24 protein-coding genes and 4 tRNA genes are annotated in these 25,260 nt (G+C 41.7%); 14 read left to right on the top strand and 14 right to left on the bottom strand.

Annotation, left to right across the window (positions count from 1 at the left end; translation table 11 throughout):
* The first annotated feature begins 57 nt into the window (after window positions 1-57).
* Window positions 58-855 (top strand): alpha/beta fold hydrolase, encoded by a 798-nt coding sequence (locus tag FTU34_RS10590; protein ID WP_373686496.1) that lies wholly within the window; start codon window positions 58-60, stop codon window positions 853-855.
* Between the two features lie 44 nt (window positions 856-899).
* Here FTU34_RS10590 and FTU34_RS10585 read toward each other — a convergent pair whose 3' ends face one another.
* On the bottom strand, window positions 900-2,072 hold the full coding sequence (locus FTU34_RS10585) for an acyl-CoA dehydrogenase family protein (protein ID WP_180035666.1): 1,173 nt from the start codon (window positions 2,070-2,072) through the stop codon (window positions 900-902).
* A gap of 181 nt (window positions 2,073-2,253) precedes the next feature.
* On the opposite strand from FTU34_RS10585, the gene FTU34_RS10580 reads away from it, so the two are divergent.
* The 5 genes from FTU34_RS10580 to FTU34_RS10560 all read left to right on the top strand — a co-directional run bounded on the left by FTU34_RS10580 (window position 2,254) and on the right by FTU34_RS10560 (window position 7,499).
* Window positions 2,254-2,511, top strand: a complete 258-nt coding sequence (locus FTU34_RS10580; RefSeq protein WP_218950071.1) for a succinate dehydrogenase assembly factor 2 — start codon at window positions 2,254-2,256, stop codon at window positions 2,509-2,511.
* The gene (locus FTU34_RS10575; RefSeq protein WP_111885419.1) at window positions 2,504-2,890 is read left to right on the top strand and encodes a hypothetical protein; all 387 of its coding nucleotides are present in this window, start codon (window positions 2,504-2,506) and stop codon (window positions 2,888-2,890) included. Before FTU34_RS10580 ends, FTU34_RS10575 begins: the two co-directional genes overlap by 8 nt.
* Before the next feature lie 519 nt (window positions 2,891-3,409).
* Window positions 3,410-4,492: a hypothetical protein gene (locus FTU34_RS10570; protein ID WP_180035667.1), complete on the top strand. Its 1,083-nt coding sequence runs from the start codon at window positions 3,410-3,412 to the stop codon at window positions 4,490-4,492.
* A gap of 41 nt (window positions 4,493-4,533) precedes the next feature.
* On the top strand, window positions 4,534-5,106 hold the full coding sequence (rrtA, locus tag FTU34_RS10565) for a rhombosortase (RefSeq protein WP_078192449.1): 573 nt from the start codon (window positions 4,534-4,536) through the stop codon (window positions 5,104-5,106).
* Window positions 5,107-5,297: 191 nt separating this feature from the next.
* Entirely contained in the window at window positions 5,298-7,499 is a 2,202-nt protein-coding gene (locus tag FTU34_RS10560) for a TRAP transporter large permease subunit (protein ID WP_180035668.1), read from the top strand.
* An 86-nt stretch (window positions 7,500-7,585) separates the two neighbouring features.
* Here FTU34_RS10560 and FTU34_RS10555 read toward each other — a convergent pair whose 3' ends face one another.
* The 5 genes from FTU34_RS10555 to rnr all read right to left on the bottom strand — a co-directional run bounded on the left by FTU34_RS10555 (window position 7,586) and on the right by rnr (window position 13,853).
* Window positions 7,586-8,464, bottom strand: a complete 879-nt coding sequence (locus tag FTU34_RS10555; protein WP_180035669.1) for a DMT family transporter — start codon at window positions 8,462-8,464, stop codon at window positions 7,586-7,588.
* 66 nt (window positions 8,465-8,530) lie between these two features.
* On the bottom strand, window positions 8,531-8,968 hold the full coding sequence (locus FTU34_RS10550) for a hypothetical protein (RefSeq protein WP_078192446.1): 438 nt from the start codon (window positions 8,966-8,968) through the stop codon (window positions 8,531-8,533).
* A gap of 16 nt (window positions 8,969-8,984) precedes the next feature.
* Complete coding sequence (locus tag FTU34_RS10545) at window positions 8,985-9,194, bottom strand: YheV family putative zinc ribbon protein (RefSeq protein WP_171256675.1); 210 nt, start codon at window positions 9,192-9,194, stop codon at window positions 8,985-8,987.
* A gap of 40 nt (window positions 9,195-9,234) precedes the next feature.
* Window positions 9,235-11,274: a M3 family metallopeptidase gene (locus FTU34_RS10540; protein ID WP_180035670.1), complete on the bottom strand. Its 2,040-nt coding sequence runs from the start codon at window positions 11,272-11,274 to the stop codon at window positions 9,235-9,237.
* Window positions 11,275-11,435: 161 nt separating this feature from the next.
* Window positions 11,436-13,853, bottom strand: coding sequence for a ribonuclease R (gene rnr / locus FTU34_RS10535; RefSeq protein WP_180035671.1), 2,418 nt, complete (start codon window positions 13,851-13,853; stop codon window positions 11,436-11,438).
* Between the two features lie 268 nt (window positions 13,854-14,121).
* On the opposite strand from rnr, the gene FTU34_RS10530 reads away from it, so the two are divergent.
* The 4 genes from FTU34_RS10530 to FTU34_RS10515 all read left to right on the top strand — a co-directional run bounded on the left by FTU34_RS10530 (window position 14,122) and on the right by FTU34_RS10515 (window position 15,076).
* A tRNA-Ser gene (locus tag FTU34_RS10530) sits at window positions 14,122-14,211 on the top strand.
* 15 nt (window positions 14,212-14,226) lie between these two features.
* Window positions 14,227-14,303, top strand: a tRNA-Arg gene (locus FTU34_RS10525).
* Between the two features lie 45 nt (window positions 14,304-14,348).
* Window positions 14,349-14,425 (top strand) — tRNA-Arg (locus tag FTU34_RS10520).
* Between the two features lie 574 nt (window positions 14,426-14,999).
* A tRNA-Arg gene (locus FTU34_RS10515) sits at window positions 15,000-15,076 on the top strand.
* 93 nt (window positions 15,077-15,169) lie between these two features.
* On the opposite strand, the gene FTU34_RS10510 is transcribed toward FTU34_RS10515, so the two are convergent.
* Window positions 15,170-16,474, bottom strand: coding sequence for an SRPBCC family protein (locus FTU34_RS10510; RefSeq protein ID WP_180035672.1), 1,305 nt, complete (start codon window positions 16,472-16,474; stop codon window positions 15,170-15,172).
* A 163-nt stretch (window positions 16,475-16,637) separates the two neighbouring features.
* Here FTU34_RS10510 and FTU34_RS10505 point away from each other — a divergent pair, with 163 nt between their 5' ends.
* The gene (locus tag FTU34_RS10505) at window positions 16,638-17,135 is read left to right on the top strand and encodes a YcxB family protein (protein ID WP_180035673.1); all 498 of its coding nucleotides are present in this window, start codon (window positions 16,638-16,640) and stop codon (window positions 17,133-17,135) included.
* Between the two features lie 32 nt (window positions 17,136-17,167).
* Window positions 17,168-17,809: a fumarylacetoacetate hydrolase family protein gene (locus FTU34_RS10500; RefSeq protein ID WP_180035674.1), complete on the top strand. Its 642-nt coding sequence runs from the start codon at window positions 17,168-17,170 to the stop codon at window positions 17,807-17,809.
* A 52-nt stretch (window positions 17,810-17,861) separates the two neighbouring features.
* Here the strand turns inward: FTU34_RS10500 and FTU34_RS10495 are convergent, their stop codons facing one another.
* The 3 genes from FTU34_RS10495 to FTU34_RS10485 all read right to left on the bottom strand — a co-directional run bounded on the left by FTU34_RS10495 (window position 17,862) and on the right by FTU34_RS10485 (window position 19,548).
* The gene (locus FTU34_RS10495) at window positions 17,862-18,296 is read right to left on the bottom strand and encodes a tetratricopeptide repeat protein (RefSeq protein WP_180035675.1); all 435 of its coding nucleotides are present in this window, start codon (window positions 18,294-18,296) and stop codon (window positions 17,862-17,864) included.
* Window positions 18,277-18,636, bottom strand: a complete 360-nt coding sequence (locus FTU34_RS10490) for an SEL1-like repeat protein (RefSeq protein WP_180035676.1) — start codon at window positions 18,634-18,636, stop codon at window positions 18,277-18,279. Before FTU34_RS10490 ends, FTU34_RS10495 begins: the two co-directional genes overlap by 20 nt.
* A 96-nt stretch (window positions 18,637-18,732) precedes the next feature.
* Entirely contained in the window at window positions 18,733-19,548 is an 816-nt protein-coding gene (locus tag FTU34_RS10485; protein ID WP_180035677.1) for a helix-turn-helix domain-containing protein, read from the bottom strand.
* Between the two features lie 103 nt (window positions 19,549-19,651).
* On the opposite strand from FTU34_RS10485, the gene FTU34_RS10480 reads away from it, so the two are divergent.
* Window positions 19,652-20,581, top strand: a complete 930-nt coding sequence (locus tag FTU34_RS10480; RefSeq protein ID WP_180035678.1) for a DMT family transporter — start codon at window positions 19,652-19,654, stop codon at window positions 20,579-20,581.
* A gap of 53 nt (window positions 20,582-20,634) precedes the next feature.
* Here FTU34_RS10480 and FTU34_RS10475 read toward each other — a convergent pair whose 3' ends face one another.
* Window positions 20,635-21,882, bottom strand: a complete 1,248-nt coding sequence (locus tag FTU34_RS10475) for a YihY family inner membrane protein (RefSeq protein WP_180035679.1) — start codon at window positions 21,880-21,882, stop codon at window positions 20,635-20,637.
* A gap of 112 nt (window positions 21,883-21,994) precedes the next feature.
* On the opposite strand from FTU34_RS10475, the gene wrbA reads away from it, so the two are divergent.
* Window positions 21,995-22,588, top strand: coding sequence for an NAD(P)H:quinone oxidoreductase (wrbA, locus tag FTU34_RS10470; protein ID WP_180035680.1), 594 nt, complete (start codon window positions 21,995-21,997; stop codon window positions 22,586-22,588).
* A gap of 619 nt (window positions 22,589-23,207) precedes the next feature.
* Here the strand turns inward: wrbA and FTU34_RS10465 are convergent.
* The 3 genes from FTU34_RS10465 to FTU34_RS10455 all read right to left on the bottom strand — a co-directional run bounded on the left by FTU34_RS10465 (window position 23,208) and on the right by FTU34_RS10455 (window position 25,248).
* Window positions 23,208-23,600 carry a hypothetical protein gene (locus FTU34_RS10465; protein ID WP_180035692.1) on the bottom strand — a complete coding sequence of 131 codons (393 nt, stop codon included), beginning with the start codon at window positions 23,598-23,600 and terminating at the stop codon, window positions 23,208-23,210.
* 267 nt (window positions 23,601-23,867) lie between these two features.
* Window positions 23,868-24,443: a xanthine phosphoribosyltransferase gene (locus FTU34_RS10460; RefSeq protein WP_078189246.1), complete on the bottom strand. Its 576-nt coding sequence runs from the start codon at window positions 24,441-24,443 to the stop codon at window positions 23,868-23,870.
* 91 nt (window positions 24,444-24,534) lie between these two features.
* Window positions 24,535-25,248, bottom strand: a complete 714-nt coding sequence (locus FTU34_RS10455) for a DUF3108 domain-containing protein (RefSeq protein ID WP_180010540.1) — start codon at window positions 25,246-25,248, stop codon at window positions 24,535-24,537.
* Between the last annotated feature and the right edge of the window lie 12 nt (window positions 25,249-25,260).

The raw sequence follows: 25,260 nt of genomic DNA, 5'->3' as shown, positions 1-25,260 counted from the left end.
GTATTATTTGTCGAAAAATATATCATGTTGAAATAAGGAAAAGCACACAGGGTTAATGTGAATATTCAACAACATTCAGAATTTATAAAATTAAATGATTATGAGCTATATATTAAAGCTTGGCAGCCTGAAATAGCAGATAATGATGCAACTTTGGCTCCGATTATATTGATGCATGATTCACTGGGGAGTGTGGATTTGTGGCGTGATTTTCCTGCGCAATTGGCTTCTGCGTCTGGCAGAAAGGTCATTGCTTATGATCGGTTGGGTTTTGGTCGTTCGTCAGCAAATCCTGATGTATTAAGTACTGATTTTGTCTATGCCGAAGCACAGCAGGGCTTTAAGGCGCTACTTCAACATTATTCCATTCAACAGTTTATCGTGATGGGGCATAGTGTTGGCGGAGGAATGTCTGTTGTGATTGCCAGTGAATATACTGAACAATGTCGAGGTCTGATTACTATATCAGCACAGTATGAAGTGGAAGAACTCACATTATCGGGTATACGTGAAGCTAAAACAGGGTTTGCGCAGCCTGGACAGCTTGAACGCTTGGCTAAATACCATGGGGATAAAGCCCAATGGGTTTTGGATGCTTGGACTGAAACTTGGCTCTCACCGAGTTTTCGTCAATGGAACCTCGAGCATTATGCTGGAAAAGTACAGTGTCCAAGCTTGATCATTCATGGAGAACTGGATGAATACGGGACGACAGCACAAGCTCAGAAACTTTTTTCGGGTATACAAGGCGATACCGAGCTAGAGATTTTGGAAGGGCTTCATCACATGCCGCACAAAGAGCAACCTGCTTTGGTCACTGCACTGATCTGTGATTTTGTGAATGATTTAAGTTGATATCGAAAGAATGTAAAAAGCCCATCTGATGATGGGCTTTGTTGTTATAAAGATCGGGAAATGAGCTCTTTCATAATTTCATTGGTTCCGGCATAGATACGGTTGGCACGATTGTCGATATAAGCGCGAGCAATTGGATATTCAAGCATATAGCCATAGCCACCATGCAACTGCAGACATTCATCCACAACTTTGGAAAACATTTCTGAAATTTTGTATTTAGCAGCGGCTGCAGCGTCAATACCGAGCTGTTCCTCAAGTTGTAGTTCCATACAGCGATCTAGATAAGCTCGACAAAAATCGATCTCAGTACGTAGTTCTGCCAATTTAAAACGGGTGTTTTGGAAACTTGATACGGTCTTGCCAAATGCCTTACGTTCTTTGGTGTATTGAACTGTGTGCGCAAAGGCTGCTTCTGCACCGGCTTGGCAAATAATCGCAACCAACATACGCTCCCAAGCCAATTCCTTCATCAGCATCATAAAGCCCATACCTTGCATGCCGAGTAAGTTGCTTTTAGGGACGTGGACATTATCAAAGAACAGTTCACAGGTATCCTGACCTTTCATGCCAATTTTGTTTAAAGGTTTGCCTTTACTAAAACCGACGCGATCTGCCTCGACGATAATTAGCGATAAATTAGCTGAGCCTTTTTCACTATTGCCTGTCTTACAGACCACAATCGCCATGTCACATAAATAGCCATTGGTGATAAAAATCTTTGACCCATTAATAATATAGTCATCACCATCTTCTGTAGCAGTTGTGCGTACGGCTTGTAGGTCTGAACCTGTGCCCGGTTCGGTCATTGCAATGGCAGTCACGGTTTCGCCAGAAGCCATTTTCGGCAGCCAATGCAGCTTTTGTTCTTCATTGCCAAAGTTATGAATATAATTGGCCACGATGTCGGAATGCAGTGAAAAGCCGGTAGAGGAGTCCATAGCATAGGCCTGCTCTTCAATCAGAATCATGCTATAGAGTCGGTCTACACCATAGCCGCCATAAGCTTCGGGCATGGTCGGGCAAAGCAAGCCCATGGCACCGGCTTTATTCCATAAGTCACGGTCTACATGTTGTTGTTTTTCATACTTTTCGATATTGGGCACAACTTCTTTTTCATAAAATTTTCGTACTGTTTCACGAAATGCATCATGTTCTGCATTAAATAATTGACGTGGCAGCATGTTGTTGAGTGGGCGAATCGCTCCAGATTGCATTTTGAATATCCTATTCATTTTTATGGCTTTGTCTCAACTTATAAGATGCAGCGAGTGACTGCAATGTGCAGAACATTCAAAAGCAGGAAATGCGATGAAGCATTCGGTCAATCTTTGAAAACACTCCACTTCAATGGGGTGGATGAGTTACACTAGACGGGTTCAACGATTGGGGAAGACAATGACTGATGAAATCAGCTTAGAAGAGCGTAAAGTGATCTACCGTGCACGTCGTGGTTTAAAAGAGATTGATATTTATTTTGATCCCTACGTCAAAAATTACTATTTACAAGCCGATGCAGCTGAAAAAGACATGTTTGCAGAACTCGTTGCTGCAGAAGATCCAGATTTGTTGGATTGGTTTATGGAAGTTAGTGAACCGCCACGTCCTGAATTAAAAACGTTTATTCAAAAATTAAAACATTACGTTCATGGATAATCGGCAATTCAAACTGAAACGCAGTTTTTTATCGCATGCGTTTCAGTTTTTTATTTTTGCGGTATTGATGACGCTGCTTTATCAGTTACTAACGCCCATGCTTTGGGGGATATTTTTTCTCATCGGGCTAGTGGTTTATGTTCTGTTTTTCCGTAAGCATTTACACGTCACCAGTCTAGAATATTTGGATGGAACTGATTGGTCTTTGCAACGACTGAACCGCCCAGTACAACGTGTTCAAATTAGCCATATTTTGGATCATCAAATGTATATTGTGGTGTACTTTATGCATGCACGTGCAAAACCGGTGATTATTTGGCGCGATCAATTGTCATTGAAACAGTGGAAATCACTCAAAGTATTGGCCAAAATGATCTAATTGTTAGACAGCCTTAATTTTTAAAATTCAATAAAATTCAAATATTTCATTATCTTATCTTGTGTTTAAAATATTCTTGTCTGACAGGATTGGATTTTATTGGCAAAATATTTAAATTGTCAGACAATTTTAAGCTGTGTGTTGATTCTCTGCCTATATATTAGCCTTACCAACAGCCGTTAAAGGAAATCATCATGATGATGCCAACTTGGATGTTTCTGGTAATAGCGATTGTGTTAGCAATTGTTATAGGACGACTAGGAACAGTGCTGAAGGAACAGTTAACTCAAAAATAAGCAGTCAAACGCTTTCACAGTTAATAAGTAGCATGTGCCGAACCGTCGCTATGCTACTTTTTTTTGCCTAAAATTTAGTCTTTCTAAAAAATCAGTCAATTGCATTCAGCGTGATTCATGGCACAGTGTGTCGTTCAAATTAGAGCAAATACTCTTTTATTCATTTTTTGCTTCTGATATGTTTGTCGTGATGGACATAAACACAATTATAGAGGACAGGAAAATGTCGAGCGTCCAAAAAATATGCCAGGGTGTGGCAGTTGTAGCAATAACAAGTACATTATTCGCGGGTTGTTCGCAGGTTGTAAAAACCGGTGCTAATGTCGCACTCGGATTTACTGAAAAACATATTGTGCCACCCATTTTAGCCATGGAAGATGCTGAAATGGTGTGTAATTCAGGTAATTCATTAACTCCAGCTATTATGGCCACCAAAGATATGGGCGCAGACCCAACACGTGTGGCTGTGTTGATGTATTCAGCAGCAGGGATTTGTGCAGAACAAAAAGCCTTGGACGCAGAGTTACGCTATTTACGTGCATCTAAAGCCAACCAAGTGACCGAAGCACAGGATGCCCGTGTTGAGCAAAAGCGTTGGGCGGCACTTGCGGCACAGCGTCAATATACCGGCTATCAATTATTTCAAGATCGTTTTGAAAAGAAGTATAAGAAAAGTCTAGGTGAAGGCTGTCCAAAAATGAACAGCGACATTGACCAAACAGTGTATATGTTGGGAATGTTAAGTGGCTTACAGGCCATGACCAATGATATTAACTCAGGTGGGGCGGTAAACGTTCCTAAAGACATTGCTGCGATCGTTGAACGCGGTATGGTGTGTCTGAATAATGAAAAATTCTGGGGCGCACCAAATGCAACCCGCGCTGTGATCTGGACGTTATTGCCGGGTGCAGGAGATGGAAAACCTGATCCATACCAAACCTTAAAACAATCGGCGCAAATTGGTGAGCAAAAAGGCGTAAGACTGTCACATGCGTTATATGCAGTTGCTGCACAAGCCAGTGGCGATGATGCGAAAATCCGTGATGCCTTACGTACTTTTGCACAGGCACGTAGCGATGAAAAACCTGTTAACCCACAATTTAAGCTCATCGATAGTATGGCTGAAAGCATGGTGAAAGGGATTTCAGATCGTTATTGGACTGAACATACAGGCGTTCGTACCGGCGATGATGGTATGGAACATTTCTGGGATGAAAGTGCCAATAGTTCAGAACTCGATGATTTGTTTAGTGGCGATGCTGAAACCAGTAGTGCTACAGAAACGAGTGGCGCTGCAACAAATTAATAAAGCATGTAGTCCAAATGTGAGGTACAGGAGGAGCGAAAATGAAAACACAATTTTTAATTCCGAAAATTGTCTTTCTTGCCGTATTCGTTTCGATCTGTGCCTCGCTACAGGTATTTAAAGACTATTTTATCTACTGGCAAGATGACTTATTTCATGACTTTTGGCGCTTATGGACCGCGCATTGGGTTCACGTCGGTTGGATTCATTTTGCTTTAAATATGTTGGCCTTTATCTGCTTACCGTTTATTTTTCCAAGAGTTTCAATATGGCATTTTGTTGCCATTTTATTGATTTTATCCCCTTTAATTAGTCTGAGTTTCTATTTTTTCCTCCCCGATATTGAAGCCTATGCAGGATTATCTGGTGTCTTGCATGGCGCTTATGTTGCAGTCGCTTGCGTACATTTAATGTATAAACGGGAGCGAAATTTTGCAGCCTTTGTTCTGTTGCTGATTTTGGCAAAATTGGTGTGGGAAAATACCGTGGGGAACACCGGAACGGCTGAATTAATAGGAAGCCCCGTTTTAGTCGAAGCTCATTTATTGGGGGTGATTTGGGGCATTGTCATCGCCGTGTTTTATCTTATTGGTAATTATTTCTGGGATCGCTAGCGCACTTTAGGTGATTGGGTTGACAAAAAAAACCGAAAAGAAAATACATATTGTCATTTTAATGTTTTGAATATTGATGCAAATTTAAACGTAATAATAAAACAGTTAGGTCAGGGAAAGGAACTTCTCGAGCCGATAAGGAAAAGGATGCTTAGCCCCGCTAGGCTCCAAAATAAAAAATAGGAAGACTCATGCAAAATGATACACAAAACAGATCCGGCATCGTCGGGCTGTTAAGGTATGTCTGGACAGAATGGATTTCGACTCTAGTCGTGTTGATCTTGCTTCTGCTTACATTGATTATCGGGACAGGGGAGATGATTCATGGTCAGCTTCTGCGTACTGGTGAACGTTTGTATGGTAATGAAAGCATTGGGATGCAGTATTCATTTTTACGTGCAGAACCGACCAAGCCAGATTGTGACCGCCACCCAGATGTAGATAAAATGGTGCAAACGCAAATGAAAGCCAATGCGGCTGACGAATTTGCAGATATTTTTGGTACAGCATCTGAATCTGATGTACGTGCATCAGTCATGGCAGGTGTACAGCAATGTGAAGAAAAATTCCAATTTTATGACAAAGCAAAAGCTTATTTAGATGAGCATCCAAGTATTCGTACTTATCGTGCGATTGAAACGACATTCTTTGGCATCTTTAAATTTGGTTCCGAAAACCGTGTATTGATTCTTTTACTGATGGTCTTGGTGTCTGCCATTACTGCTTCAGTGAAGTTCCATCATATTGGTCTACGTGCGCCAACAACACGCTTGGATTATAAAGTCTATGCTTTATTCATGGCGATTGGGAATGGCCTATTAACCTTCTCGGTATATAGTCAGTTTAATTCAGTCCTAAATTCTGGGGTGAAATCGACCACAGAAACCTTGGCGGTATATTGGTTGTGGTTAGCCTTGTTTGGTATTGTCACGCTCATCAGTATTTATCAGTTCTTTAAACCACCTGCTGCGAAAGAGCCGGGTCCGGGGAATATTGGTTTTGCGCTATTGAGTGTACCGTTGTATGCCTTTATGGCGATTATTACGGGTGTGGCGTTTACCTTCTTTATGGACTATCCAATGGGTCAGGGGATTTACCTTGGACAGTTGGTCGAGTTCTCCGGGATTTTCCTGAACCTTGCACTGTTTATTTGGGCCGGAATGTTATTGACCCAAACGCGCGTGATGGATTTGTTCTTGTGGATTTTACGTCCATGGAACTTAGCACCTGAGACCTTGACGTGGTTAATTCTGATTGCCGCGGCGATTCCAACCGCTTATACCGGCGCTTCCGGGATCTTCGTTGTAGCAGCCGGTGCAATTATTTATAAAGAAGTGTGGAACTCTGGCTCTCGTCGTCAGTTTGCACTCGCTGTATCTGCAATGTCAGGTTCCTTAGGTGTGGTCATCCGTCCATGTCTATTGATTATCCTGATCTCGATGCTTGATAGCCGCCATGTGACGTCAGATGAGCTATTTGATCACGGTATCTATGTGTTCTGGCTCACAGCATTCTTGTTCTTGGGTATTTCACTGTTCTTGGCAGAAACACGTTTCCGTGTGGCATCGCCGAAAGTGGCTATTCCGGGCATGCTGAAAGCATTCATTCCCGTGATTCCGTATATCGTACTGACCTTGCTTGTGATTGCTTTCTACAAGTACGGTTTAGATACGCAAATGGATGAATTCACTGCCCCTGTGGTTCTACCGATCATTCTGATTGTTTACATTATGTTTGACCGTTGGTTTGCAGATCGTTTTACTTCGCAAACTGTAGATGCACATGAACAACTCAGCTTACAACATGAGCAAAGTTCTGAGTTCATGCGTGAACATGGTGGACATGGGGCTAACCGTCGTGGTTTCGGTAGTTCAATTTGGTTTGCTTCTTCAGAAACGGTTGGACACATTGGCGCATTAATTATCTTAATGGCCTTGTCGGCAAGTGTCGGCGGTTTGATTGAACGTACAGAAATCGTTGAATTATTACCAACGCATTTGGGCAATATCTATATTTCATTGGCCTTTATCGCATTGTTGTTGGCGATTATTGGTATGACGACAGATCCATTCGGGGCAGTGATTTTGGTTGCAGCAACGATTGCACCAGTAGCTTATGAAAATGGTATTCATCCGATTCACTTCTGGATGATCGTTTTGGTTGCCTTTGAGCTCGGTTATGTTTCGCCACCTGTAGCGCTGAATCACTTGTTGACACGACTCTCCGTCGGGGATGAGGAGGTGCGGGCAGCAGATGCAGAAGCAAAAGCCCAATACACCAATTTCTATTATCGCTATGAACGTTGGATTTTACCGATCCTTGTATTGTTCCCAGCTTTGGTGATCGTGACTTATGCGCCTTATATTCTGAAACTGTTTGGTTGGTACCAATAAATTCGCAGTGAGCTATAAAAAAGCACCTTCGGGTGCTTTTTTATTGAATAAGGGGACGCGCGATTGATAGTAAATGAATGAGATCTTTACGACTTTTTAAACTTATTTTGTAGGATCGGACTACAAAGCAAAATCGCTAAAAATATAAAAGCAAAGCCGAATAGGCTGTAAATGTCTGGCAATTCTTGCCACAGGGCAAAGCCCCAAATACCCGCAAAAATAATCGCGATATAGTTCACGGGGCCAATTTGACCTGCGGGTGCAAGCTTATAGGCATTGGACATAAAAATTTGACTGATATTGGCCAAAAGCCCCGCTGTAATCAGAAAGGCTAACTCCTTTAAACTATAAGGACGCCAAAGCCAGAACATCGGGATCATGGAAATGAGCGTGCCAAAAAAGCAGAAATAAAACACAATGCGTTCAGGCGGCTCGGTTGCTGTAAGGGCACGGACAGTGACAAATGCCATGGCTGCCAAGAAGCTTGCGGTCAGTCCGATCAGTGATAACTGATTAAACATTCCTGCATCGGGCTTTGCGACGAAGAGCACGCCGATTAAACCAATGACTGCGGCAATGAGCATACTCAGGGTCATTTTTTCTTTTAAAAATAACCATGCAATTAAGGGGATGAAGATCGGCGAGGAATAGGTGAAGACCATGGCATTGGAGAGTTTTAAGTGGGCAATGGCATAAAAAAAGCCATACATTGCCACCAAGCCTACGATTGAACGCCAGGTATGCATCCACAATTTTTCAGTTCTAAAAAATGTGCTGCCCTTTTGTAGGATCAAAGGTAGAAAGATCAATAAGCCAACCGCATTGCGAAAAAATACGATGGTGGCATTATCTACTGTGTGGGATGCGTAGCGTATACAAACCCCCATGATGGAAAAAAGCAGCGCTGACAGCATGAGAAAGCCAATTGCTTTGGGGATATTTTGTGGCGTTGTAGTAGTGGACATAACAAAAAGGCTAGAAAATCTGATGATATTCTAGCCTATAAGTACGCATGGTGTAGCAGAAGTCAGTTATTTTGCTTGTTGCGCTAACTGTGCTTCGAGTAATTTAATTTGTTCTTCTTTCAGTTTAATCAGCTCATCTGCATCTGAATGTTGCTGTTTTAAGCTTTGCTCCTGATCATTCAATTGTTGTTGAATGTCATCTAATTTGGCAATTTCTTCTTTGGCTAAAGAGGCATTTTCAGGTACAGCTGCATCTAAAATGTCTTCTTCGACCAATTTAAGGGTTTCAGTCTCTGCGACAGGGACTGATGCTTCAGTTTCAGATTGGACTGGGACTGCAACAGGCGGTTTAGCCGGTGCAGCGACCATTTCTTCTTGAAGCGCAGATTTATCTGCTGTACTGCTGCTTAACCATTGATATGCAAAAAAGATAGCAATCAATAACGTTAAGCCCCCAATGATTCCAACTAACAATTTTGGATTATGTCTTTGATCTTCTGTCATTGCTTGACCTTAATTTTTATTTAGGCTGACGTGGCTTAAATTGGATCACACCGATATCGTCTGGCACGGCAGGTTGTTCAGGTTGATCGACATGAGTCGGTCGATTTTCACTGTAACCACAATCAATGCATTCGATCCATTCGTCTTCGCCAGAGGTCAGCATGACAACCCGGTCCATCGCTTGGCATTTTGGACATTTTGCACCTGCAATGAAGCGTCGTTTAATGGTCATCATACTTACCTTGAATCTAACTAAGGTCCCTAGTTTAAGCGTTTTTAGATGCGTTCGTCCAACCTTGATGACGCAGCAGAGCATCTATTTTTGGCTCGCGTCCGCGGAAATTGATAAATGCGTCAAGTGCCGTATCTTTTCCGCCAACTGCTAGAATAAATTGTCTAAACGACTTGCCAGTCGAAGTATTAAAAATTCCTTCATTTTCGAATCGGTCGAAGGCATCACTTGCCAAAACCTCTGCCCATTTGTATGAATAATAACCAGCAGCGTAACCACCTGCGAAGATATGACTGAAACCATGTTGGAAACGGTTGTATGAAGTGGTGGGTGCAACTGCATATTTTTGACGAATATCATCTAAGGTTTTTTGGATGCCTGTAGCGTCCAAAGCAGGGTTGGCCTTATGGATATTTAAGTCAAACATGGCAAATTCAATTTGACGTAACGTTTGCATCCCTGACTGGAAGAAACGCGCATCTTGTAGTGCTTTTAACAGATCGGCTGGTAAAGTTTGCTTTGATTCTATATGTTCACTAAGTAAATCTAAACTTTCTTGATCCCAAGTCCAAAACTCCATGAATTGACTTGGCAGCTCTACAGCATCCCACGCCACGCCATGTGTACCAGCCACAGCAATATTATCGACTTCAGTGAGCATGTGATGTAAGCCATGACCAAATTCGTGGAACAGCGTCGTTACTTCATCATGAGTGAGTAAAGTAGCTTGCTCACCGACAGGTGGGGTAAAGTTGCAGACCATGTAGCAAATTGGTTTTTGCAGACCATTTTCAGTTTGCATGCGTGAACGGAAGCCGCTCATCCATGCGCCGCCACGTTTACCGCTTCGTGCATACAGGTCAAAGTAAAAACCGCCAATCACGCTGCCTTGATCTTCAAGTTCAAAGTAACGTGCATCGGGATGCCAAACAGGCGCTTCACGCTCGATTACATTGATGCCATAGAGACGATTTACAATGCTGAACAAGCCTTGAATAATCTTAGGTGCAGGGAAGTAGGGCTTCAGGTCTTTTTGTGACAAATTAAACTGTTGAACTTTGAGTTTTTCTGAGTAGAAAGTGGCATCCCACGGTTGTAACTCAGTGATACCGTCTTGCGCTGCAATGGCTTTCAGTTCAGCGATTTCTTTCTCTGCTGGCACACGCGCATGTTCTGCCAGTTCAATCAGGAACTGATCTACAGTTGCCACATCGGGTGCCATTTTGCTTGCCAAGGACAATTCGGCGTAATTGTTAAAACCAAGCAGGCTAGCCATTTCCAGACGTAGCTTCAATATTTCTTCCATGACCGCTGTATTGTCAAATTCAGCAGAGTCTGCCTGATCAGAAGCACGTGTGGTATAGGCTTTATAGAGTGCTTCACGCACTTCGCGGTCTTCTGCATAGGTCATAATGGCAATATAAGACGGGAAGTCGAGTGTGGCTACAGCCTGTTCGAGTTCGCGTTGCTGACCATATTGTTTCAGAAGTTCAATACTGCCTTGAGGTAGTCCTTTGAGCTGCGCTTCAGTTAAAGGTTTGAAGTAGGCTTGGGTGGCATCCAATACGTGATTGGAAAAGTCTGATGATAACTGTGAAAGTCGTGCAGATATTTCTGCATAGCGTTTTTTCGCTTCACCTTCTAAGGCTACGCCTGAAAGTTTAAAATCTCGTAACGCAAGTTTAATCGCGCTTTGTTGTGCTGCAGGAAGCGTGTCAAATACACTGTTGTCATGTACATGCTGATACGTTTGATACAACACTGTATGTTGACCTAGCTGCGTATAGTACTCACTCAGGCTGGGTAATAAAGATTGGTAGAGCTCTCGAGTTTCAGCATTATTCATCACGGCGTTCAGATGCGACAGCACGCCCCAAGCTTCACTCATATTATTTTCAAGGTCATCGACCTGTTCTAACGTATTTAGTTGTTTTTGTACCGAATCTGGAACAATCGTCAGTTCATTTAGAAATTGTTGACCGTGTTGAATCGCATTTTGAATTTTTTCTTTGAGTTGATCTAAGGTAATTTGATCAAATTGAGGAACGGGCAATGTTGCCTTTTCTAAAGTCATATTTTTTACTTCATATAAATCCTGAGTTATTTATAGATGTAGGGTTTGTTGCGGGTTAAATCAAGACTAAATTAGGAATTATTCATCTTCTGCAGAGGGCGCGAAGTCTTCACTGACCTTAAGAATCAAAAAGAGCGCCGAAGCGCTCTTTTCTTTCAACCTTAATCCGCAGATGATTTTGCATTGGATTTTTTCTTTTTCGGTTTGGATTTTTTCTTCACTTTATCTTTAGCCTTTGCTTCAGATTTGCTTGCAGATTTTTTAGCAGGCTTTTTACCGAATGAACTGGGCTTAGATTTCGATTTTTTGCGTCGTATGGGCTGTTCTCCATCTTCAGCAGCGTTGGTTTTACGCTCTGAAAAGACTTCTTCTTTGGCTGTAGGCTTTGCAACACGAGGGGCACGCGCTCGAATAGCACGACCTGCATGACTCAATTGTTGAATCAATTCAAAGTCGATTTTGCGCTCTTCTAGATTTACACCAGCGACTTTGATTTTAACTTCATCGCCTAGACTGAAAACTTGACCGCGAGATTGACCAATTAAGCTCTGACTCGGTTGGTCATAGACGAAGAAGTCATCACCCAATTGGCTGACGTGGATCATGCCATCAACATATAAGTCTTTGAGCGTTACAAACAGGCCAAATTCAGCAGTTGCACTGATGGTACCGACAAACTCTTCACCCAAATGTTGCTGCATGTAATGGCACTTCAACCATGTAGTAACAGAACGTGATGCTTCATCTGCACGGCGCTCAGTCGCAGAGAAGTGTTCACCAGCATCATCCAGCGAAGCGCCAGAAATTGGGTAAGGTTTTTTCTTTAATTGTGCTTTGATGGCACGGTGAAGTAACAAGTCTGGATAACGACGGATTGGAGATGTGAAATGCGTATACGCTTCATAAGCCAAGCCAAAGTGACCTGCATTGTTCGCGCCATAATAGGCTTGCATCATTGAGCGGAGTAAAACGGCATGAATACTTGGAGCATCAATACGGTCTTTGGTGGCATCAATCACGGCTTGATAGTCAGCTTGAGTCGGCTGTTCAGGGAATGGCAGCCCCAATAACTTCACAAAATCACGAACCTTTTGAATGCGTGAAAACTCAGGTGGCTCATGCACACGGTACAGCATTGGAATTTCATTTTTTAATGCATATTCTGCCGCTGCGACGTTTGCCAACAACATACATTCTTCAATTAGCTTATGTGCATCATTACGGCTGCGCGGTAGGATTTCATTAATACCGCCTAGCTTATCAAAGGTCATATAAGTTTCAACGGTTTCAAATTCCATCGCGTGGCGTTCAGCACGTAAGCCTTTCAACACTTGATACAATTGGAATAAGGTATTGACCGATTTACGCACATCACGGTCTTCAGGAATGGCTTGACTATTACCCTCAAAATATTCGGCCACTTGAGTATAGGTCAAACGAGCTTTTGAATGCATTACACCCGGATAGAACTCAAACTTAGTGACACGACCCGCGCGAGATAAGTTTAAATCACAGACCATACATAAACGGTCTACGTGTGGGTTCAAAGAACATAAACCATTCGACAGCGCCTCAGGCAACATCGGCAATACAAAATGAGGGAAGTACACCGATGTACCGCGCTCTTGAGCTTCGTCATCGAGCGGTTTACCCGGACGTACATAATGGCTGACATCGGCAATTGCCACGACAACACGATAACCACCACCCGGACGTTTTTCCGCATACACGGCATCATCGAAGTCGCGTGCATCTTCACCATCAATGGTGACAAGTGCTAAATCACGTAAATCGACACGACCTTCACGGTCTTGTTCTGATGGTTCTTTAAAGCTGTCGGCTTCTTGTTGTACCGCTTCAGGGAATTCGTAAGGTAAACCAAACTCTAAAATGGTTTGTGGAATAATAATTTCAGTGTCTGCTTTATCAGCCATCGACTGAACAATATGACCTGTCGCAAATTCTTCTTTGGTTGGGTAGCTGTCAATCGCAATACGTACAGAGTCGCCGAGTTTGACTTTGGCATGCTCGATTAATTCTTTTTCTAAAGTAATCGGTTGGTGTGCATTGGGATTTGCCGGCTGAATAAAATATTCACCTTCATACTCAGACACTTTACCGATAATTTCTTTGACACGATGCTGTAGAACTTCAGTAATAAAGCCCCATGCTTTGCCTTTACGGTCTACCGAAGTTTGGCGGACTTTAACACGGTCACCATTAAACACCTGACGCAACTCACGTTCAGGAAGTAAAAGGTCATCTTCACCACTAATATTGGCTGTGCCTAAACCTTTTGAATTGATATAAACCGTTGCTTCATGAGTCGGTTGCTCAGCTGCAAGCTGGAACTTAAATCCATCTTTCATCAACTGACCATCTCGAACCATCGCAATCAGACGATGACTCAGTGCATCAATACTTTTTTGATCGGCAATTTCAAAATGTTCTACAAGATCGGCATGCGACATTGCAGTTTTCAGTTGTTCAATCGTCTCTTGAATTAGAGTACGGCTTGGAATTGGATTGTCATAACGTTCGGCTTCAGCTTTTGCTTCAGGGTCGACCCAGTTTTTCATATGTATTTGGCTTCAAATCAGAAGATTAGGATTAGCATAAGTCATGCAAGCAGATACTGCACGCAATTGATTGCAATAAAGTGTTTTATGCCGATATTTTATAATGTTTAAAGCTGAAAAGTAGGGGATAGCAGCGCGTGCTGAACTAATTTTGCACTAATTTTTTGAAAATCGTTTAAAAAATATCTAATTGAGTAAAAAAATGAAAAAAATATAACGACTGTGCTTGCAGTCGTATCATGATCTTTGTATTATGGCGGCACGTTACGGTGAGATGGGTGAGTGGCTGAAACCACATCCCTGCTAAGGATGCATACGGGCAACTGTATCGAGGGTTCGAATCCCTCTCTCACCGCCACGATTTACTTATGTCGCGCTCATAGCTCAGCTGGATAGAGCACTTGGCTACGAACTAAGGGGTCGGGAGTTCGAATCTCTCTGAGCGCACCAATAAGTAAATCTGAAAACGTAGTCTTTTAAGACGACACAAGTTACGCGCTCATAGCTCAGCTGGATAGAGCACTTGGCTACGAACTAAGGGGTCGGGAGTTCGAATCTCTCTGAGCGCACCAACTTGAACAAATTACCGCACATGTTGCGGTTTTTTTGTGCCTGTGATTTATCGTTTTGATGCAGCCTGTCTTTTGTCTTTTGTCTTTTGTCTTTTGTCTTTTGTCTTTTGTCTTTTGTCTTTTGTCTTTTGTCTTTTGTCTTTTGTCTTTTGTCTTTTGTCTTTTGTCTTTTGTCTTTTGTCTTTTGTCTTTTACTTAGATTGTATAAAGCGTTCTATTTCATAAGACAAACTATCAGTATATTTCATTTTGCTTTCTTCAATAGATTAACCCTCATTTCAATTGTTCATGGTCATGCATTTTTTTAAAGCTAAGATAAAGAAAAGTTGGGTGAGTTGAAGCCGCGATTCAATGATGGCGATAGATTTGTTATTTATCTTGAGCATTTATACGTGACTACAGCTAACTGTAGATTCTAAACTCGTGATGCAAAAGCCTTTAAAAAATTAAATCTAGCTGATTTTTAGCGTGTTTAAAGGGTAATTGTTTATTTGCTGTGCGTTTGGTTAAATTTATATGAAAAAGCTCTTAACAAAAAATAAAAATCACGTATAATGAGCCTCATCAAGACGTCGCGCTCATAGCTCAGCTGGATAGAGCACTTGGCTACGAACTAAGGGGTCGGGAGTTCGAATCTCTCTGAGCGCACCAACTTGATCAAGATTGAAATAACCGCACATGTTGCGGTTTTTTTGTGTCTGAAATATAGCTAAAAACAATAAATTCAGCTCATCAATCAAGGTTCTAACTTAACTTCTGTTTAACTTTAAGTGCAAAGACCGTATTTCCGCCTAAAGCCGGCAACATGTCGTGATACGGCATACTGCGCATAGCACGAAGTAAAAAAGGCGCTTTGTCATCAATCTTCATCGCACTGGTCAATTGTAATAACGACCCTTGTTGTAAGGGGCGAATATGCATGGCACCTCGGACAAACTTTAAGTCCCCACCTGTCGCGGTATATTGATTTTGCAGTAAGTCGGGATAGTTAAAACGCATTTTAAAATCAAATGGAATATTGATCACACCTAAACCCACCGAAATTTTATAGTCGGCATCCATGAGGTGCGGATTAATTTTCTGCACTTGCATATGTTTAACTTGTCTTGGAAATAAGTGCTTGAACGAAGACACATTAATCCAGCGCTGTAAGCTCGAAGGCTCTTGTGCATAATATTGAAAACTGGTGCTAAAGCGCATCAATTCATAATTTTGCCCAAAGGGAACGCGTTGCGCTGTCAAAATAAAGGACACAGGTTCTTTTGAGCTTTGACTTAATTGGGTGACTTTGTCGAGTTGAGAGGCATTTAATTTGAGTTCAGGTAATTGATTTGCAGCGAGAGTTTCGCTGCTAAAGGCTTTAAATTGGCGCTGTAATGATTCGAGTAAAAAACCATTGGTTCCCGCAGGAATCCCTAATTTGGCATCGGGTAAGGCATTTAATATTTTGCTAAACAAAAAACCTTTGGGCTGATTTAAATCGCCCCATTGGGTCACACTAATCAAGGTGTGTTGAGCATCGATCTCAAACCATTCAATTTTCCCTGCACCAAAGGGCACCGGTGCTTGTAGAACCAAACTATTAATGCTGTTGTGATCAATTTGGTGCTGCATCACCACGGTTTCTTTAAAGTTTAAAACCGGAATTGGTGTTGGAATATGGATGCGATATTCAACTTGGCTGGTTGAACCTTGCTGTTGCAAAACCTCAGCAGATTTTAGCGTGGGAAATAAGCCGGCATAGTTTGGATAATTACTGAGTAATCTCGCCACATTTTTGCTGTTGGTTGGGATAACCACGGCGGCACTTTGAAATTTACCAATGACTTTTTGGCCTCCTTTCATCGTGGGCAGACTAATCTGCTGTGAGGGATGTGCAAAAATCACGATGTGATCACCGGCAAGATTTGCCAAGGCTTTGGCATTGCCATTAAACAAGTCCAAACTACTAGGAATCTGGGGTTGCCATTGAACGAATTTGGCCCAACTGGTCGATATGCTCAGTCCACTCAGAAACACCAGTACCATGATTATTTTTGTTATCTGCATGTCACATCCTGCGTATGCAATCTTTTATTTGTTGCTGTTTTTAACGTATTTCTAGAGGGAAGGGAAGTAGTGAAGTGTTACAACCGACCATTAAAAAGCATGAAGCAAGTTTGAATTGTGGTGTAGTATTTAGCGCAATTCATTTTTAAATATTCATACGCTTATGTCTGAAAATCTACCTGCATTATCGCTGCGCTATTTTTTAAATCTAGAAGAATCACAGGATGGTTTTGCACTAGCAACTTTTGGCAAAAAGCAATTTACGCGTTTTTTAACGCCAGCGATTAGCCTTGGGATTATCATCTGGGGTTTTTACTTGGGTGTAGATGGTGTCGGTGCATACTATATTGGGCTGGGTGCTTTCTTTTTACTCCTTCAAGGCATCATGCGTTATTGGTTTTTACCGATGATGTTTAAACGCCAGTTTGTAAAATACCAATTAGGCAAAAGTGAACAAGGTATTGATTTATTTCAAGACTATGCAGAAATTCATGCCAATGGGCGTAAGAATGTCTTTCATTATGCTGAAGTGGCAAATTTTGCTGAAGGCAAATTGACCTATATGCTTGAGCTGAAAAATAAAACCGTGATTATTGTGCCGAAAAGTGCATTTAAAGATACTGCGGACCAAGCGATTTTTACCAATACTTTTCAACACTAAGACAATCTATTCATAACAAAAGAGGGAGTCGTATGCAGTCACGTCCATCTAAAATTGTTTGCGTCGGTCGTAGTTATGCAGATCATGCCAAAGAATTAGGCAATGCAATTCCTGACCGTCCTGTACTTTTTATGAAGCCGCCAAGTGCATTAACCGCATTAGACCAAGGCATCTCATGGAATCCTGTATGGGGCAGTTGTCACTATGAATGTGAATTAAGTTTACGTATTGATCGTCCTTTATCGGCTGAAACTGATCCACGCAAAGCCTTAGAAGCAGTCGGAGCTGTGACTTTGGGGCTAGACCTGACCTTGCGTGATCTACAAGATGACTTAAAGAAAAAAGGTCAGCCGTGGGAACGTGCCAAAGCTTATGATGGTTCTTGCATCCTTGCGGATTGGATCGATGTCCAAGAAGTGGTTCAAGATTGGAAAGATGTGCATTATACCTTGCATGTCAATGATGAACTGCGTCAGAACGGTGATACTGCATTGCTGATTTTTGATGTGGGTACATTACTGGCCGATATTAGCCAAGTGTTTAGTCTTGAAGCGGGTGATGTGGTCATGACAGGTACGCCTGCAGGTGTCGCGGCACTACAGTCAGGTGAGCAGTTGAAAATGACCCTGAAAGGCAAAAATCAGGATTTTGTTTGGACAACTTTTGTCAAATAATCTGTGAACGAAATACAAAAAAGGCTGCTTAATGCAGCCTTTTTTGATTGATCTATTCAGTGCTACTTGATGGCGGTGGCTCATTTGGTTGTAAAGGACCAATGTCTTTCCATGTTTCATAGGTGCCGGCCATATGCTGTGAGTCGGTGTCTCCCAATGCACCTGCTTTGGCATACCATAGTCGCGCTTTTTCACCATCTCGAATATCATAATGATAATAATGTGCCATTTTCATCGCCGCGTCAGCATCTTGCCCTTGTTCTGCGGCATAGCTTAAATATTCAGCTGCTTTGTCGGGTGTTGACGAAGGATGTTCAGAAAAATAATGTTGATTTCCCAAGACTTTGATCGCTTCGACATTCTTTTGTTTGGCAGCTTTTTCATACCAAATTTGCGCTTGGTGCTTATCTTGAATTAAGCCTTTTCCAGTGTCGTACATCCAACCAACGGTATATTCAGCAGCAGGATCATGAGTTTTTTTTTGCAAGGTCTAGCACCCAGTGTGCAAGGAAAATATTGCCATCTTGCTGCATCTTTCGAATCACTTGATCTGCATGAGAGTTTCCTTGGTAGGCTTGAGTCATTAACCATGCAAATGCGACCGTAGTGCCTTGATCCGCAGCAGCTTTGTACCAATGTACACTTTGTTCGATATTTTGTTCTGTGCCCGTTCCACTGAGGTATAAATCACCCACTTTCATTTGTGCGGTCGCATCACCACTTTGAGCTATTTTGAGCGCGGATTTAAATTCACGCTGTTCTTTGGAACTACAAGCCATTAAAAATACGGCAGATAAACACAGCGCTAAAATGGTTTTTTTATTCATTCGAAATGGAGTCTTTATCATTTTTCGTAGATTTTTTGATCTTAACGGATTGTTGAATCACTTTATAGAGACCCTTATAGCTAAATTTAAACACATTTAGGGCTTTAAGGTAGATTTCCTAAACTGATCTGGGGTGCAAAGCATCCATTTTTTAAACATATTTATAAACGCTGAGGCATTGGCATAGCCAAGTTCTAAGGCAATATTTTCGATGGTTTGGCCTGCGTTGAGCATGGACATGGCTTTCATGACTTTGAGACGTTGTCGCCATTCATGCAGTGACATCCCAAGTTCTTTTTGACAATAACGCGCAAGAGTACGTTCCGTCATATTTATCCGCTGTGCCAATTGCTCAAGCGCGCTCTGATCTGCAGGATGTTGATGTAAATAATCAAGCAGCTGTTTGAGGGCAGGGTGATCCGAATGCGGTAAATAACTACTGACCAGTTTGGCTTGATGCAGTTGATCTAAGATCACATGGAGTAAGCGTTGATACTCGGCCGTATTTTCCATGAGATCGGCTTGTTGATGCAACAGACGCAAATGGCTGAATATCGCTGTAACTAAAGGTGAGCTGAGTAAAATCCCCGGTTGTTTCGGTAAGTGAGTACATAGCGATTCATGTACATATAAGGTTCCATGTGAAACCGCTGTACGATTTAAACCACTATGTTCTAAATGTGGGGGAAGCCAGATACCATAAGGTGGAGGGGTAATATAGTCTATTTGATTGATGTTCACTTCCATTACGCCATTAAAGGCATAGACAAACTCGCCCCAAGCATGTCCATGAACGGGATAAACAGACAGTGCAGGATCGTCACGAAAACTGATCCACAGTGCTGCTTGAATTTCATCGTTGGTGGGAAGTTGTTGCAACTGCGTATGATCTGCACGAGCTTTATGACGCATGAGAAATTTTGCCTGAATAAGAAGATCACTTGTCTATTTTGAAGTATATATTTTATTTCTGACAGTTCTATAGTGTTGCGTGTCGTATTGTCGAGTAAATAGTGTGGAACAGCGTAAGGCGCTAGATGCAAAAGCTTCTGGTTTGATGATTATTTTGTGCATGATTTTAGGGATTCAACAGGTCATTTTGAAATTGGCCGCGGTTGATATTGCGCCGATCATGCAAATTGCCATCCGATCGGGTTTGGCTGCGCTGTTGGTCTTTCCACTGATTCGTCTTAAGCCGGGAACACATTTATATACACGCGAATACTTGCTGCCGGGTATCTGGGTGTCGTTTTTATTTTCAGCCGAATTTATTTTAGTGGCAGAATCCCTGCGCTATACCTCTGCATCACATACCGTTGTCTTGCTCTATACCGCACCGATTTTTGTGGCATTAGGTTTACATTGGAAGTTGCCTGAAGAAAAACTCACAGCGATCCAATGGGTCGGTATTTTTATTGCCTTTTCAGGTATTGTTCTATCGTTTATGGGACGTGAAAGTAGCACTACAGTCAACACTCAAGCACTGTTGGGTGATGCGATGGCGCTACTTGCAGGGGTGATGTGGGCCTTGACCACTATTTCATTAAGACTCACCAAACTCTCTAATGCACCTCCGACTCAGACCTTGTTTTATCAATTGGTTGGTGGTTGTGTATTTTTATTACCCGTGGCGTGGCTGACAGGACAAATGACTGTACATTGGACGGTGTTGTCCATCAGCAGTATGATTTTTCATGTGCTCATTATTTCATTTTTTAGCCTGATGCTTTGGTTTTGGCTATTAAGTAAATATCTGGCCAATGGTCTGGGCGTTTTTTCATTCCTTACCCCAATCTTTGGACTGGTCTTTGGCGTATTGATCTTAAACGAAACGATTGAACTGAACTTTATTTTGGGAACGGCCTTAGTAATGGTTGGAGTGATGACGGTAACCTTGCATCGGTGGTTGTCTAAATTGATGGGACATCAGTGCACAGCGATCTAATATCATGTATAAATTAAAAGGGAGAGCTACGGCTCTCCTTTTTTTATTTACGCTTATTTTTCTTCAAAAATAGTCGCAAGCGGTATCGAGAGTTTGGCCGCAAGATAATCATCAGATTCGACCAATTGCGGCCCAATTTTTTCCATCCAAAAATCATCTGGATCGACGCGACCTAAATCTTGCCGTTTAGGGAGCGGATAGGGCAGCTTACTGTAAAAACTCCAAAAGTCCACTTGGGTTAAATTACGAACTAAAACATAATGATCATCATCTGTACGTTTAATCAGGTGTTGCTCTTCAAACAATAAAATATAGCTTGGCAGGCGGCCGATTTCATCACGCCCTAAAACCTCAAGTGCTTCTTTTTCTGTCACGCTCTGACCGAGTTTTTGCTTTTTATAAAATAATTCAAGCAAATCCATCAACATAATCACAGGATGGCGTTTTTGGTCGTTGCCCGAATTGAAAGCGGTCAGTGCATAACTAATTTCTACCCCAATCAGTACGATATTCCATGAAAGGAATATCCAAAGCAGGAAAATTGGCACCGCAGCAAATGCACCATAAACGATTTGATAACTGGTGAAATTTGACATGACAAAGCCAAAGAGGTTTTTGAGCAGTTCAAAGACCACCGCACTAAAGACACCCGCGATCAGCGCGGCCTTAATCGGCACACTGCGGTTGGGAATCGTCCAATACAGAATGAAAAAACCTAAAATAGTCAATGAAAAAGACAAGATCCACAGCAGAAAAGCCCCATCCAGTTCATAGCCGGCAAAATTATTGCTGAGGACATTCATAGAGGCCAAGGTAGATGACACAACAAATGCGCTACCCAGTAAGATTGGGCCTAATGAGATAATAGTCCAATAGCGCATAAAGCCAATAATGCCGCCACGTGTCTCACGCACCCGCCAAATTCGGTTAAATACTGTCTCAATGCTGGTCAGCATCATAACTGTGGTAATGAATAAAAACAGTACACCAATAACAGTCAGGTTACTGGATTTATCGGTGAATGCATTCAGTGCTTTATCAAAAGCAATTGTCGTTTTCGGTAGGAAATTACTATAAATCAATTGTTGAAGCTGTTGACGAGCAGGTTCTAAAGCTTTAATTGAGGAGATGATGACCAAGAATACGGTCAACATGGGTACCACTGCAAACAAGGTGGTATAGGTTAATGATCCTGCTTGTTCACGGCAGCGATCGGCTTCAAAACGTCGAATGACAAATAAAACAAACTGAAACCATTTCTTGTCGTAAAAGGGAAGTTTTTTTAAAAATGCTTCGATCATTCGTTCAAGTCTCGAGTTATTTTAGTCATGTTTATGCAATTTTCATCACTTAGCTTAACCAAAAAATAGGAAAAATACCGTATAGTTTTCTTTTTTCATTGAATTTATAAAAATGACGCAAGCTTATGTACTAGTGCTGTATTACAGCAAATATGGTTCAACACGTGAGATGGCACATTTGATTGCCAATGGAATTGAAGCGTCGGGAATGGCGGTAAAAATACGAACCGTTCCAAATTTATCCGCTGTGGTGACTGACGTGCAGCCCAGTATTCCTGCCGAAGGCGATATTTACTGTAGCTTAGATGACTTAGCGCATTGCTCAGGTTTAGCCCTTGGTTCGCCAACACGTTTTGGTAATATGGCGTCGGAAATGAAATATTTCTGGGATCAAACCACAGCGCTTTGGCTCAATGGCGCATTACATGGCAAACCTGCCTGTGTGTTTACCAGTTCAGGTTCAATGCATGGGGGACAGGAAAGTACTTTGCTGACCATGCTGCCGCCTTTGTTTCATCACGGAATGATGGTTATGGGTTTAAGTAATGCCCATCCGGCATTATCGAATACCAAAACGGGTGGTACACCTTATGGTGCAAGCCATGTCAGTGGTCCACGCCATGATCAGTTATTGAGTCAAGATGAGCGTAACTTGTGTGAAGAGCTGGGTAAACGCCTAGGCGAAGTCGTCAAAAAGTTGATTTGATACTTACATGTTCTAGGAAGTTGCGCTAACTTTGTAGCGAACGGGCAAGAAAAGGCTTAAATATTTCACTTTTCTTGCTTTATTTACGTGTGACGTCTTTTTATTTATGTCGTTGTATACCGACCAAAATATAAAAATAAATCTGTCGAACTATTCCTGAAATATTAAAAATAAATGATATCAACAATATATTGAAAGTTTTTAAATACAGCCTGCTCAGTGATGGTTTCGAGTCGAATATTGCTCTCTCTTTGGGCGCGTTATTTTTATTTTTTGATTACATGATTTGTATTTAAATTTCTTCTTTGGGGTGTGTGATGTCTATTGTTAATTTTCTAATGACTTTCCTGTGTTCCGTATTGGCTGCATCTTCCTTGTGTACGGCAATGCCAGTTTATACAGTATGGATTTCCCGCAAAAGAAAAAGCCGAAGAAAAAGAATTTTTAGCGAAACAAGATCAAGTTAAAGTGGACTCAAAATCTTTAACTGATGTTTCAAAATAATTGATTCGCCATGGTTTTCGAATAGCATTTCAATAGACTAGAAATACATATTAGAAAAACAATAACCTATTAAAAAAGAGCGCTGAAGCGCTCTTTTTTAATATCCAAATTAGTCTTAATCCGAAGTCTTTGCAGCGTCTTCAGGCTGTTGCTCAACTTCAAAGCGCTGTTTGCAATCTAAACATTGGTAGTCGAGAAAAATATTTTGATCGACCATCACGCCGGCTTTTTTACCAAAACGGTGTCCGAGAAAACCGCCTGTAATACCGACGCTAATTGCACCAACAAAAGTCCCGATGGTTCCGCCCATAATCACGCCAAGTGGGCCAGCAGTCACGCCACCAATCGCAGCACCAATAGATGCGCCAGATGCCGCACCACCGACAGTCCCTGCAGCAGCTCCTGCACCACTGAGTAAGACACCACCAATTTTTTGTAAGTTTTGTTCATGGTTACGCTTTTCAATATGGGTTGATCCACATTTTGGACATTTAACTGTCGATTCCATGTTTTGCTCTTCTGTATTCATAACTTTCCATAGCCTTAAAAAATAAAGTGGCCGAATTTATGGTGCAGCATAATGTAATTTGACAGATGAGTAGTTGACTCATTCGATCAAATGTGACGATTTTCCTGAATTTTATCGAGTTTTGCACACCGATGTTTTGTCTGCTTGTAACTAAGGCGTTAAAAAGTGCGCTTTATGTCACCTTAATGGCAAATTTTTAGCAAAAAAAAGAACACCTGATGTGTTCTTTTTTCTTTTGAACGCAAACTAGTCACGTACAAATTCAACTGTACCATTCGCCAGTGATTTCACACGTGCCAATGATTCAACGCGATAGCCTTTTTCAAGCAAAATATCACGACCAGGTTGGAATGATTTTTCAATCACGATACCGATACCCAATACTTCAGCACTTGCTTGATGAATAAGATCTGCAAGACCTAAAGCCGCTTGACCATTGGCCAAAAAGTCATCAATCACTAAAACTTTATCTTCAGCATTGATGTGCTTTTTAGAAATCGCGATAGTGCTTTCAGTTTGTTTTGTGAAAGAAAACACTTTTGAGCGATACAAATCATCTTTTAAGGTTAAAGATTGATATTTACGTGCAAAAATCACAGGAACACCAAGTTCAAGACCAGCCATTACTGCAGGTGCAATACCTGATGCTTCAATCGTAATGATTTTTGTGATGCCAGCATCTTTAAAAAGACGGGCAAATTCTTGACCAATTTGCTGCATCATCACAGGGTCAATTTGGTGGTTCAGGAAAGAATCGACTTTCAGAACTTCTTCAGAGAGAACGATACCTTCAGCTAAGATTTTCTGTTCCAGAGCGTGCACGGGAGAATCCTCGAGGGGGCAGGTGCTTTTTAAAGCAAAAGCGTATTTTAAAAAGCACCGTGAAAAATGCAAGCGAAATTGATCAAATCAATTAATTTGTTGCACCTTTATAGCCCGTTAACAATAAACCGTAAGAGGTTTTATTGTCTTGGTGGGAAACTTTGACAGGTAGATAATCTAGTTTTGGTGCTAACCAGAAGGTGGTTTGACGGCCAGGTTTGTCATGGCGCATCACGACTTTCACGGTGTCAAAAGTCCCGTAAGTGGTTTTCACTTTTTCAGTGCCTTGTTTCACGAACTTACGAGCTTCAACCTCTTTGGCATCGGCAATGTAGTAATTCGATTTCAAACCACCATTTTTTAAATCCTCACGAATTTGCAATTCAGCATTGAGTTCATCTAACACACCTGATTTCCACGCAAATGAACGCGCTTTATCATCTTTTTTGGTATTAATGGTTTTTGCGCCAGCATTAAAATTAATATTCATGGTGTTGTTGTGCACCAAAATTTTGCTGCTGCGGCTAAAGCTGTTCGAGTGAATTTGGCTGCCATTTAAACTAAAACGACTGGTTTCAGTTGCAGAGGCCATCGCACCAGCTTTTGCTGCGAAAACATACGTCCAGTTATTCCCAGATTGTTTTAGGGTACGTGTTGCAGAACCCAAGTTTTTGCCGTTGTAATTAAACTGGTAGCTTGCTTGGAATGGACTCATGGCAAATGACTGACTTGAGAAACCAGTCAAAAGCAGTGTAGTCGATACCCCAGCAACAAGACCTAAATTTTTCAAAACTGAATGTGCCATAAGTATGGTTTT

The sequence above is a fragment of the Acinetobacter sp. YH12094 genome, from assembly GCF_013419295.1.
Taxonomy (GTDB): Bacteria; Pseudomonadota; Gammaproteobacteria; order Pseudomonadales; family Moraxellaceae; genus Acinetobacter; species Acinetobacter amyesii.
The sequence above is the reverse complement of the archived record's forward strand: the minus strand, read 5'-3'. Positions and strand labels throughout refer to the sequence as shown.

Excerpts from the sequence above, each read along its gene's own strand:
- FTU34_RS10585 (WP_180035666.1), bottom strand. The coding sequence starts at position 2,072 with ATGCAATCTGGAGCGATTCGCCCACTCAACAACATGCTGCCACGTCAA.
- FTU34_RS10580 (WP_218950071.1), top strand. The coding sequence starts at position 2,254 with ATGACTGATGAAATCAGCTTAGAAGAGCGTAAAGTGATCTACCGTGCA.
- FTU34_RS10575 (WP_111885419.1), top strand. The coding sequence starts at position 2,504 with ATGGATAATCGGCAATTCAAACTGAAACGCAGTTTTTTATCGCATGCG.
- FTU34_RS10570 (WP_180035667.1), top strand. The coding sequence starts at position 3,410 with ATGTCGAGCGTCCAAAAAATATGCCAGGGTGTGGCAGTTGTAGCAATA.
- rrtA (WP_078192449.1), top strand. The coding sequence starts at position 4,534 with ATGAAAACACAATTTTTAATTCCGAAAATTGTCTTTCTTGCCGTATTC.
- FTU34_RS10560 (WP_180035668.1), top strand. The coding sequence starts at position 5,298 with ATGCAAAATGATACACAAAACAGATCCGGCATCGTCGGGCTGTTAAGG.
- FTU34_RS10555 (WP_180035669.1), bottom strand. The coding sequence starts at position 8,464 with ATGTCCACTACTACAACGCCACAAAATATCCCCAAAGCAATTGGCTTT.
- FTU34_RS10550 (WP_078192446.1), bottom strand. The coding sequence starts at position 8,968 with ATGACAGAAGATCAAAGACATAATCCAAAATTGTTAGTTGGAATCATT.
- FTU34_RS10540 (WP_180035670.1), bottom strand. The coding sequence starts at position 11,274 with ATGACTTTAGAAAAGGCAACATTGCCCGTTCCTCAATTTGATCAAATT.
- rnr (WP_180035671.1), bottom strand. The coding sequence starts at position 13,853 with ATGAAAAACTGGGTCGACCCTGAAGCAAAAGCTGAAGCCGAACGTTAT.
- FTU34_RS10510 (WP_180035672.1), bottom strand. The coding sequence starts at position 16,474 with ATGCAGATAACAAAAATAATCATGGTACTGGTGTTTCTGAGTGGACTG.
- FTU34_RS10505 (WP_180035673.1), top strand. The coding sequence starts at position 16,638 with ATGTCTGAAAATCTACCTGCATTATCGCTGCGCTATTTTTTAAATCTA.
- FTU34_RS10500 (WP_180035674.1), top strand. The coding sequence starts at position 17,168 with ATGCAGTCACGTCCATCTAAAATTGTTTGCGTCGGTCGTAGTTATGCA.
- FTU34_RS10490 (WP_180035676.1), bottom strand. The coding sequence starts at position 18,636 with ATGAATAAAAAAACCATTTTAGCGCTGTGTTTATCTGCCGTATTTTTA.
- FTU34_RS10485 (WP_180035677.1), bottom strand. The coding sequence starts at position 19,548 with ATGCGTCATAAAGCTCGTGCAGATCATACGCAGTTGCAACAACTTCCC.
- FTU34_RS10475 (WP_180035679.1), bottom strand. The coding sequence starts at position 21,882 with ATGATCGAAGCATTTTTAAAAAAACTTCCCTTTTACGACAAGAAATGG.
- wrbA (WP_180035680.1), top strand. The coding sequence starts at position 21,995 with ATGACGCAAGCTTATGTACTAGTGCTGTATTACAGCAAATATGGTTCA.
- FTU34_RS10465 (WP_180035692.1), bottom strand. The coding sequence starts at position 23,600 with ATGGAATCGACAGTTAAATGTCCAAAATGTGGATCAACCCATATTGAA.
- FTU34_RS10455 (WP_180010540.1), bottom strand. The coding sequence starts at position 25,248 with ATGGCACATTCAGTTTTGAAAAATTTAGGTCTTGTTGCTGGGGTATCG.